Source organism: uncultured Thiodictyon sp. (assembly GCF_903828115.1).
GTDB lineage: Bacteria > Pseudomonadota > Gammaproteobacteria > Chromatiales > Chromatiaceae > Thiodictyon.
Genome location: NZ_CAIKKU010000161.1, coordinates 1 through 8957, shown reverse-complemented (window position 1 = coordinate 8957; position 8957 = coordinate 1). Strand labels below are relative to the sequence as shown.

At 67.4% G+C, this 8957-nt stretch carries 13 protein-coding genes; 7 read left to right on the top strand and 6 right to left on the bottom strand.

The genetic code is table 11. The annotated features are described in order from the left end of the window. Positions 1-368 precede the first annotated feature (368 nt). The 4 genes from QZY48_RS05880 (at position 369) to QZY48_RS05865 (ending at position 4079) form a co-directional block, all read left to right on the top strand. Positions 369-1487 carry a mammalian cell entry protein gene (locus QZY48_RS05880; RefSeq protein WP_295428944.1) on the top strand — a complete coding sequence of 373 codons (1119 nt, stop codon included), beginning with the start codon at positions 369-371 and terminating at the stop codon, positions 1485-1487. Beyond that, positions 1475-2143: an ABC-type transport auxiliary lipoprotein family protein gene (locus tag QZY48_RS05875; RefSeq protein WP_295428941.1), complete on the top strand. Its 669-nt coding sequence runs from the start codon at positions 1475-1477 to the stop codon at positions 2141-2143. The genes QZY48_RS05880 and QZY48_RS05875 overlap by 13 nt, the downstream gene beginning before the upstream one ends. Before the next feature lie 167 nt (positions 2144-2310). Next, positions 2311-3093, top strand: a complete 783-nt coding sequence (locus QZY48_RS05870) for a UTRA domain-containing protein (RefSeq protein WP_295428939.1) — start codon at positions 2311-2313, stop codon at positions 3091-3093. 11 nt (positions 3094-3104) lie between these two features. Continuing rightward, the gene (locus QZY48_RS05865) at positions 3105-4079 is read left to right on the top strand and encodes a hypothetical protein (protein ID WP_295428936.1); all 975 of its coding nucleotides are present in this window, start codon (positions 3105-3107) and stop codon (positions 4077-4079) included. Positions 4080-4199: 120 nt separating this feature from the next. On the opposite strand, the gene QZY48_RS05860 is transcribed toward QZY48_RS05865, so the two are convergent. The 6 genes from QZY48_RS05860 to adk form a co-directional block, all read right to left on the bottom strand. Beyond that, positions 4200-4364, bottom strand: a complete 165-nt coding sequence (locus QZY48_RS05860; RefSeq protein WP_295428934.1) for a hypothetical protein — start codon at positions 4362-4364, stop codon at positions 4200-4202. 204 nt (positions 4365-4568) lie between these two features. Then, positions 4569-4811 (bottom strand): hypothetical protein, encoded by a 243-nt coding sequence (locus tag QZY48_RS05855; RefSeq protein ID WP_295428931.1) that lies wholly within the window; start codon positions 4809-4811, stop codon positions 4569-4571. 121 nt (positions 4812-4932) lie between these two features. After that, complete coding sequence (locus QZY48_RS05850; protein WP_295428929.1) at positions 4933-5169, bottom strand: hypothetical protein; 237 nt, start codon at positions 5167-5169, stop codon at positions 4933-4935. Between the two features lie 14 nt (positions 5170-5183). After that, complete coding sequence (locus QZY48_RS05845; RefSeq protein ID WP_295428946.1) at positions 5184-5669, bottom strand: DUF1249 domain-containing protein; 486 nt, start codon at positions 5667-5669, stop codon at positions 5184-5186. A 230-nt stretch (positions 5670-5899) separates the two neighbouring features. Then, a complete protein-coding gene (gene trxA, locus QZY48_RS05840) occupies positions 5900-6301 on the bottom strand; it encodes a thioredoxin (protein WP_295428926.1) in 402 nt (133 codons plus the stop codon). A gap of 159 nt (positions 6302-6460) precedes the next feature. Further along, positions 6461-7120 (bottom strand): adenylate kinase, encoded by a 660-nt coding sequence (gene adk / locus QZY48_RS05835; RefSeq protein WP_295428924.1) that lies wholly within the window; start codon positions 7118-7120, stop codon positions 6461-6463. Between the two features lie 338 nt (positions 7121-7458). On the opposite strand from adk, the gene QZY48_RS05830 reads away from it, so the two are divergent. The 3 genes from QZY48_RS05830 to QZY48_RS34600 form a co-directional block, all read left to right on the top strand. Continuing rightward, the gene (locus tag QZY48_RS05830; RefSeq protein ID WP_295428922.1) at positions 7459-7905 is read left to right on the top strand and encodes an AraC family transcriptional regulator ligand-binding domain-containing protein; all 447 of its coding nucleotides are present in this window, start codon (positions 7459-7461) and stop codon (positions 7903-7905) included. A 412-nt stretch (positions 7906-8317) separates the two neighbouring features. Next, on the top strand, positions 8318-8824 hold the full coding sequence (locus QZY48_RS05825) for a hypothetical protein (RefSeq protein WP_295428920.1): 507 nt from the start codon (positions 8318-8320) through the stop codon (positions 8822-8824). A 35-nt stretch (positions 8825-8859) separates the two neighbouring features. Further along, on the top strand, positions 8860-8957 hold a 98-nt coding region (locus QZY48_RS34600; RefSeq protein WP_366929626.1), incomplete at its 3' end, for a MerR family DNA-binding transcriptional regulator.

Genomic DNA, 8957 nt, shown 5'->3' with positions numbered 1-8957 from the left:
ATTACGACAACGACAACGACAACGACGCCCCGTCCGTGAGAACGTGCAGTAGCTGTAGGGTACGCATCGCGTACCCGGCGCCGGCGGTCGTGGCAGCTTGGCGGGTACGCGATGCGTACCCTACGACATGTGCGTTAACACATCAGTTCTGATCGCACCGCGGCGGCGCGCCGCGCCGTGAAACCGCGCCGGTTCTGCTTTACACTCTACTCGCGTTTGTTCGCGTCGAGCGTCGAGCGTCGAGCGTCGGCGATGGGTTTCGCTGCGCTCGACCCATCCTACGGACTACGAACTGCTTGCGCGCTCTCGCGGTTGGCGCGCGCCTCCCTCCGGCTCGGTGAATCGGGACCTGACACCTTGATCGCACATTGGTTATTACCACCGAACAGGCCCCGATGAGCCGCCTGGAACGACTCTATTCGCCGCCCGAGATCGGCGCCCCCGGCAAGCGGGAGGCGCGGCGGCGCCACCGCGACCTGTTCTACTCCGGGCTCTTCGTGCTCGCCATGGCGGCGGTCGCCATGGCGGCCCTGGCCCTGCTCATGCCCGGACTGTTCGGCGGGAGCTATCGGCTGCACGCCTACTTTCTGGATGCCGCGGGGCTCGGCGACGGGATCCAGGTGATCCAGGAGGGCCAGGTGATCGGCCTCGTCGAGGGGGTCACCCCGCTCTTCCCCGGGCGGGACGCGCAGCTCGGGCGCTGCCCGGCGCCCGCCGCCGACGCCGCGCCGCGCTCCCCGGCCCTGCCCTGCTTCCGCGCCACCCTGCGCATCAAGCGGGACTGGCCGGTGCCCACCGACAGCCTGGCGCAACTCGGCTCGCCGGGCCTGCTCCAGGGCGAGGCCATCCTGATCCGCCCCAGCGACCGGCCGACGACGCTGCGCGATGGGGATGAGATCATGACCAGGGCCCGGGAGCCGGACCTGATGGCCAAGCTCAATGAACTGACCCGATCGCTCGACGGCGTGGTCAAAGAGACCATCGCCCCGGCCCTGGCGAGTATCAAGGCGCAGATCGAGACCATCGAGACCCTGCTCGGGACCGGCGGCGACCAGGCGGGCAACCGCGACCGCCTGGCGGGGGCCTTCGAGAGCCTGCAGAAGCTCAGCGCCAACATCGAATCCTCCATCGACCCCAAGAAGGTCGCCGCCATCCTGGACTCGGTCCAGACCCTGTCGAAGAATCTCACCGAGGTCTCCGCCAAGCTCGGCGGCGGCACCGAAGAGATCAAGGGGACGGCACGCCAATACGGCGACCTGGCCCGTGATCTGCGCGGCCTGGTCAGCGACAACAAGCCGGCCCTGCAACGCTCCCTGGAGGACACCCAGGGCCTGTTGCAGGATCTCAATGCCTCCCTGACCCCGATCCTCGTCAATCTCGAGGACGCCAGCCGCAACCTCGCCGCCTTCTCCCGCGACCTGCGCCGCGACCCGGCGGTCATCATCAAGGGCCGCAAGGTCGAGGAGCAGGCACCATGGTTCAAGTGACCATCGCGCGGTGGGCGCACCGCGGGGCCGGCCCGGTCCCGGCGGTCCTCGCCCTGCTGCTGGCCCTGGGCGGGCTTGCGGGTTGCGGGTCATCGACACCGCTGCGCTCCGAGCGTTTCTACCGCCTGGACCCGGCGCCCCTGGCAGGCCCGGCCGGCACCCCGGTACCGGCCATCCTGCTGGTCAACGACCTGTCCGCCCGCGGCTTTCTCGGCGCCCGCCAGGTCCTGTTCCGCACCCGGGCCGAGCCCCTGGTGACCCAGCGCTACGATGACCTGCTATGGGAGGAACCACCCACCAGCGCCCTGGCCCGCGCCCTGGTAGCGGCCCTGCGGGCGGCCCGGGTGTTTGAATTCGTGGTGGTCCCGGCCGAGCGCGCCCGCGCCGACTTCCTGCTCGGCGGCGAACTGGAACGTTTCGAGCACTTGGCGACCGAGCAGCCCCCGCGGGTGGCCGCCACCCTGCACCTGGCCCTGGTGCGCTCCGCCGACCGCGGTTCCATGGTCAGCCGCACCTACAGCGGCGAAGAGCCGCTCGCGGGCAGCACCCCGGACGCCATGGTCGCCGCCTTCACCCGGCTCAGCGCCCGCCTGGTCGGGGAGGCCGTACGCGACCTCCAGGCCAACCAGGCGCGGCTCCGCCCGACGCCCCCCTGAGGAGCACCCCCAAAGCCCAAGACTTCAGCCTTCAAATCGCTTCGTAACGACGCCCCCTGGCAGGCACCAAACCCCGCAACCGGCGATCGTGTTATCTTTACCCACTCGGAAAATCGCCCAGCGGGCGATTTTCCGAGTCATTCTCCAGACCACTTTGGCAGGTTGATATGAAAGACACCGTGGCGATCGAAGCGCTCTTGGACCGGTTGGTGGTTGATGACAAACTGGCCCCCGGCACCCGGCTGCCGCCCCTGGCCGACCTGGCGGTCCGGCTCGAGTACGAACCGCAGAAGATCGCGACGGCACTCGCCGCGGCCGTGGCCAAGGCCAAGTTCGTGGGGACGCCGGACGGGGGCTTCGAGGTCGCGCTGCCGTCCGTCACGGACGCCTCCCCGCGCTTCTCCTTCTCCACAACCGCCGCCCAGCACCATGAGCGCCTGGTGACTGCGCTCCTGGAGCGGCCCACCACCCGGCTGCCGCTCGACGACGAACACCCTCTGCACGCCACCGAGTGCCGCGCCCAGGAGGCCTTGGGGCTCGGGTCCGACCAACCCTTCCTCGTCATCGCGCGCGTCCGTCACTTCAATGGCAAGCCCAAGGTATTTCACCGCGTCTACCTCGACCCCGCGCGCTTCGCCCCGGGATTCGTCGATGGCTATGACCTTGAGACACAGTCCGTTCTCGACATGTACCGCAACGCCGGCTATCGCCTGTTGTCGCGGGATACGGTGCTGCACTCACGCCTCACCAGCCGCTACGAGGACAACCTCCTGCTGCATCTGAAGCGCGACGTCCACCTGCAGCCCGTCCTGCACGCCGAGCAGTCCTTCTTCGCCACCCACGCCGCCAGCGGCGAGGGCTCGGAAGACCGCTTCGTCCTGGAATACATGCAGGCGACCTATTTCGACCACTGGCAGTATTCGATCCACAACCGCGCCCCCGAGGGCTGATCCCACCCAACATGCCCAACCCACCCAGCTTCTCATTCGGCGCCCGGGTCGAGCTGGTGGTCCGCCAGTACCGCCGGGCACTGCTCTGCATCCCCGCCCTGGCGAGCGGGGCGCGTTTGGACGAGAAGGACCTGCTGGGCCAAGGCCCCGCCGCCACGGAGGCCAAGTTCAGCCTGGACGAGCACCTTGAGTACCTCGTGAACCAAGGGGTGATTACCGGAGATCGGCCCCTGCTGGCGTTCGGGATGCGCAACAGCCTGGTCAACCTGCGCTGCCCGGTGATCCTCGACGGTCGCAGCCATGCGGTAGCCGGGGAGGACCCGCAACGCAGTCGCCGTCCCTATTACGGGATCGGCGCGCGCGACGGGCGCCTCGTCATGGGCCAGGCACTCGGCGACTCCCAAGAGGACTGGTCAGCCGCCGATTTCTTCTGCGCCGCGGTCCCGGTCCTGGACGAGCGGCTCGACCAACCGGCCCTGCTGGACGCGATCCTCACCGAGGCCGCGGACCACTCACACGTCTTCGACCTCCCCCGCGGCAACCACCCGCTGGCCACCGACGCCACCCGCGCCGCCTGGGCGCAGTTGCACGACGCCTTCACGGCCAACCTCTATACCGACCGACCGCAGGCCGCCGCCGCCATGCGCGCGGCCCTGGCCGGACTGGACCCGGCACCGTCGCGTTGCGCAGATTATCTACATGCCGTACTCGGCGTCAGCGCAGCGGGTGAACTGGTCTGCGTCTTCGCCCACGGCCTGCTGGAGGCAGTAGGCCGCCGGGCCGGCCTCTTGGGCGCCGAACGCGCGGTCTGCGTCGAGAACTCCGGTTCCATCATGCCGACCTTCCTGCCGGAAGGCGCCGATGGCGAGCGGATACCGCTGCTGCGGGCGCCGAATTTCCGACCCAAGGGGCGGGCGCTCCTGGTCATTGAGCTGACGACGGGCGGCTTCGAGTCGCTGGCGGGAGTCGTTTCGGGAGTCGTTTAGGGGTGGGTCCGCAAGGTACGGCCGGCAAGCGAAGCGTAAACGGCCCCTGGGCTTGGGAATGTCCTCTTGCCAGGGCCCGCGCCGACATGCCGTCTGGGCGGCTCTGCCGCTGGTGTTACCTCACGCTGACGCCTCGGTCTGGCGGCAGAGCCGCCAAAACCCGGTGCCGGGGGAGACACTCGGCAGCAGGAAGCCGAAGGGCTGACTAAAGGCGAATGCCAGCCCGGCGATGGCAATCGCCAAGCTCCACTGTTCGATACCCCAGGTTCCCGGATCGACAGCCACGAGCGCTCTCCCTTCGCCTTCGTGATGTGATGATCAGCGCGTCAGAGACGAGACAGCACGAAGCCTGCCTGAATGAAATGCTGGTCGAATGCGAGCGCGGTCCCGAGCCCCATGCGGCGCATGACAACGAATGAGACACAGTCGCCCAACCCCCAGGTCTTGTCGGTATGGCGTTGGTAAAGGGCGAATGCGGCGTCGAACAGTTCAGGGGGTCAAATGCACCACCGTCGATCCCGCGGACTCCCGGAAGTCTGCAATGATCTGCGCGGCGGCGGGGCGCGCAAGGCGTGACAGGGCATTGCCGATTTCAGGCAGGACCGCATCGGTGACGACGACCGGGCGACGGTCATAATGTTGCGAAAGCAGCACTGCCTGGGCATGATGCTGGTCATGCTCGTTGACCAGCGCCAGGACGTACCCGGTATCGACAAAGACCGGTTCAAGCATCCTGATTGCCGATCACCTGGGAATCATGATCGATTGACAGGTCCGCCGGCCCGGCGATGCGGGCCTTGATCGTAATCCCGGCCAGCGGCGTGCGTAGTCAGGGCTTCCAGCCCTGACGGTGTCAGGCCAGGATGGCCTGACTACGCACCCGGCGAGCCCAAGTGGCCGGAATCTTGATCGAGGCCGCGATGCGCACCCGGCGCAATCGCGCAAAGAGCGTCTCGACCTCCCCTGTGCCCTCGCTCTTGGTATCGACCACGACGACGCGCACGTCCCGGCCGTTGAGTTGCCGCTGGTGCTCCAACGGGATCTGGAGGATACCGTCGTGGACGGTGGTCTGAAACTCGATCGCGTGCATAGGGCGGACTCCACTCAGGTCAGGGTGTCGATCAGGTCGCCGCCCTGCGGCAGCGACACCACGGCGCCATCGGGGCCGAAGCGGTGCCCCTGGCGCAGACAAAAGGTCAGCCACTTGCCGAGGAACAGGTTGACCCGCCACTTGGACTCCAGGGCCGGGCGTTGATAGTCGGCGTGCAGGGGCAGGACGGTCTGGCGCAGGTCGAGCACCTCCACCTGGCGGGCATCGTGGTAGATCCGCAGACGGGCATCGGGGTCGGCCCGCGGTCCGGTCAGGCCGCCGCCGCCCTCATCGCCGCCCGCCGGACTTGGCTCGCCATCGCCGTCGGTGCCGGAAAAGAGGTGGGTGAGCCTGATCAGGCTGGTGTAGCGGGAGTGCTCCTCGACCCGCAGAAACAGGTCGACGCTGCCCTTGCGCCGCGAGACCGCGACCCCGCGCTGGTCCTTCAGGTGCGGGGCGAGTCGGCACAGGAGGACAAAATTCTCCTCGCACAGGGTCATCAGGTCGCCCACCGTGGGACGCCCGAACGCAAGACCGATCAGGTCGCGGTGATACCGGGGGGGGCAGCCGGCGAGTTGCATCGCTAGCGCGCGGCGGGCACTGCGCCCGCACGGTTAGGGCAACGAGGCGCGAGCACGGCAGCCTGCGGCGGGTCGGCACGGCAGGGACAGCGGCAGTCGGTCACTTGGGTCATGGCGTCGGGCACGCCGCAGGGGCGGGACCCGCGCCCTCAGCCGTGGCCGGACGGCGGCGTGCCGTCGGGTCCGGCGCCCACCTGTCGGGCGGCGATCTTGCGCTTTTCTTCCGCCATATCGATGTCTTGGGCCTTGCTGATGAGGTCCCGAAACCGCCCCTCCGGCAGCGCCCCCGCCTGAGCATAGATGACGATCTGTTCACGAAAGATCATCAGGGTGGGGATGGATCGGATCTGAAAATGGGCGGCGATTTCCTGCTCGTCTTCGGTATTGACCTTGGCAAAGAGGATCTCACCAAAGTCGGCGGAGACCTTGTCGTAGACCGGCGCGAAGGAGCGGCAGGGACCACACCAGGGGGCCCAAAAGTCCACGATCACAAAGTCATTGTCTTGAATCGCGGCCTCGAAGCCAGCCTTATCGAGTTCCACCACTGCCATGGGAATCACCTGTACTAACGTGTTTGACGGATGGTAACAGAATCCCCCGGGAGGCGCAGCTTCCTAGATAACTTCAAGGGGAATCAGTGTATTACATTAAGATCGCACAACAAAAAACCGGGCATCAACCCGGTTTTTTGGGCACCAAGGCCCGTCGGCTCAGAGTGACTCGAGCTGACCGATGATCTGGGCACGAATCGCGTCAACGGCACCGATGCCGTGGATCTTGATGTATTTTGGCGCCCCCTCACCGCCCTGGCCGGCCCAAGAGGAATAGTAGTGGACCAGGGGCTCGGTCTGGTCGTGATAGACCTTGAGGCGGGCCTTGACGGTCTCTTCCTTGTCGTCCTCGCGCTGGGTCAGGGGCTCGCCGGTTTCGTCGTCGCACCCCGCGGTCTTGGGCGGGTTGAAGACCACATGGTAGGTGCGGCCCGAGGGCGCGTGGCCCCAGCGGCCGGACATGCGGCGGATGATCTCCTCGTCCGGGACATCGATCTCGACCACCGCGTCGACGAAGACACCCGCCGCCTTCAGGGCATCGGCCTGCGGCAGGGTGCGCGGGAAGCCGTCGAAGAGATAGCCGGCCCGGCAATCGGGGTCGGTGATGCGCGCCTTCACCATCCCCATGATGATGTCATCGGAGACCAGACCGCCCGCGTCCATGATCTTCTTCGCCGCCTTCCCAAGCTCGGTGCCCTGCTTGACGTGGGCGCGCAGCATGTCGCCCGTGGAGATCTGGGGGATGCCGAAGTGCTCTTTGATGAAGCCGGCCTGGGTACCTTTGCCGGCCCCGGGGCCGCCGAGCAGGATCACGCGCATGGATATCGCCTCTTGGTCAGGTAGGATGGAGAACGCGGCCGGGGCGGCCGGATAATCAACGATCCAGTGTGCCATAAGCCCCTTGAAAAATCGCCTCCCATGCCACCTTTTCGAGTGGTCCGATCACACTTGCGCGAGACCGATACCATGCCTGTTAATGGGCTTTCTGCACTCGCCGGGCAGACGTCGCGTCTCAGCGCCGACCGCGCGGCCGACCACGGCTCGGCGTGCCCGCGGGGGCCGCATACCAGGGGTAGACGCTGAAGGCGAAGCGCCCCGCGGGTCCCCTGCCGAGCGGTCCGGCACTGCCCGAGGAGGGGTCCCTACGGCTGGCCCCCGTGCTCGTGCTGCCGGACCTGCTGAGGGGGATGGGGCTCGCCGCGGAGCCCGTCATCGCCGCGGCCGGCATCGACCCGCGGCTGTTCGACGACGCGGAAAACGCCATTCCCTTTCGGGACCTGGGCCGCCTGCTCGCCCACTGCGCGACGCTTGCGGCCTGTCCCCATCTGGGACTGCTGATCGGCCGGCAGGCGGGCCTGGAGGCCTTGGGCCAGGTGGCCTCACTGGTGCGCAGCGCGCCCGACCTGGGCAGCGGACTGCGCACCCTGATGCGGTACCTGCACCTGCACGACCAGGGCGCCGTACCGATGCTGTGGGAGCACGGCGACACGGCCATCCTCGGGTACGTCATCCATCTACCGGATGTACCCGCGACCGCTCAGATCTATGACGGCGCGGTCGCCATCGTCTACAACGCGACAGCCCATTGTCACTGCTGGAACTAGCCCTTACCCTTAGGCTACGCAGACGAATCGGCCTTCTCGCGCGCCTTTCGCCGCTGGTCCGGGACCTGCCCCGCCGTCTGGCGCGCCGGGCACCGGCACCTCTGATCCCAGCCGCGGGGCAACCCCCATGGTCGCCCGGCGGCCCCAGGCGCCGATGCGCCGAAAAATGTCGCGAAATGTCAATCGGCGATGCGGTGATCAAGGATAGATTATTGCCGACGAAGGCCGGACTGCATCCGCCGGCCGAGCGACTGCCCCGCTGGGCCAGGCGCGTCACCCGGCCTGCTCAGACCTTTGGTTGACTCTAAAAACAAAACGTTGCGCACGGGACTGCGAGCCAGGGTGATGGGGATGGGTCCCCCGGCGCCCGGTCCGCACCCGTTCGGCGCGACCCGAAAGAGGCGGTGGACAGATGATAAACAAGCGACTGACACACTCGCGCGCCCCGGCGCGCGCGGCCCTGGGACTGCTGGCCGCGGCGGCGTCCGCCCACGCGGCCCCGGCGGACGACGGCGGTTGGCATTTCAACCTGGTGCCCTATCTCTGGTTTCCGGCGATCTCGGGCACCGTCGATACCGTGGTCAGCGGACTGCCCGGCCCTGGCGGTCGCACGGCGCGACCGGTCGATGTCAGCGGCACCATCCGCCCGGACAGCTACCTGAGCAACCTGCAGATGGCCGTGATGCTGATGGCCGAGGCACGCAAGGGCCCCTGGCTGATCTATGGCGACCTCATGTACACGGACATGGGCAGCCAGACCACGAGGGTGCGCCGGGTCACCGGCCCGCGCGGCAACCTGTCCGGCCAGATCGCCCTTGATGCCGCGACCGACATGAGCACCACCATCGTCACCCTGGGCGGCGGCTACGCGGTGGTCGACAATGACCGTTGGGGACTGGACCTGGTGGCGGGGGCTTGAACTGTTGCGATTAAAGTTGTACATTTTTGCCAAACATGAGCAAAAAAGTGTACAAAGTAAGGATAGGCGAGGCGGCGGAAGCTCTTGGGGTTTCGCCCGCGACCGTGCGCCGCTGGGAGACCAGTGGCAAGAT

Excerpts from the sequence above, each read along its gene's own strand:
- QZY48_RS05875 (WP_295428941.1), top strand. The coding sequence starts at position 1,475 with ATGGTTCAAGTGACCATCGCGCGGTGGGCGCACCGCGGGGCCGGCCCG.
- QZY48_RS05850 (WP_295428929.1), bottom strand. The coding sequence starts at position 5,169 with ATGCACGCGATCGAGTTTCAGACCACCGTCCACGACGGTATCCTCCAG.
- QZY48_RS05865 (WP_295428936.1), top strand. The coding sequence starts at position 3,105 with ATGCCCAACCCACCCAGCTTCTCATTCGGCGCCCGGGTCGAGCTGGTG.
- QZY48_RS05825 (WP_295428920.1), top strand. The coding sequence starts at position 8,318 with ATGATAAACAAGCGACTGACACACTCGCGCGCCCCGGCGCGCGCGGCC.
- QZY48_RS05870 (WP_295428939.1), top strand. The coding sequence starts at position 2,311 with ATGAAAGACACCGTGGCGATCGAAGCGCTCTTGGACCGGTTGGTGGTT.
- QZY48_RS05855 (WP_295428931.1), bottom strand. The coding sequence starts at position 4,811 with ATGCTTGAACCGGTCTTTGTCGATACCGGGTACGTCCTGGCGCTGGTC.
- adk (WP_295428924.1), bottom strand. The coding sequence starts at position 7,120 with ATGCGCGTGATCCTGCTCGGCGGCCCCGGGGCCGGCAAAGGTACCCAG.
- trxA (WP_295428926.1), bottom strand. The coding sequence starts at position 6,301 with ATGGCAGTGGTGGAACTCGATAAGGCTGGCTTCGAGGCCGCGATTCAA.
- QZY48_RS05845 (WP_295428946.1), bottom strand. The coding sequence starts at position 5,669 with ATGACCCTGTGCGAGGAGAATTTTGTCCTCCTGTGCCGACTCGCCCCG.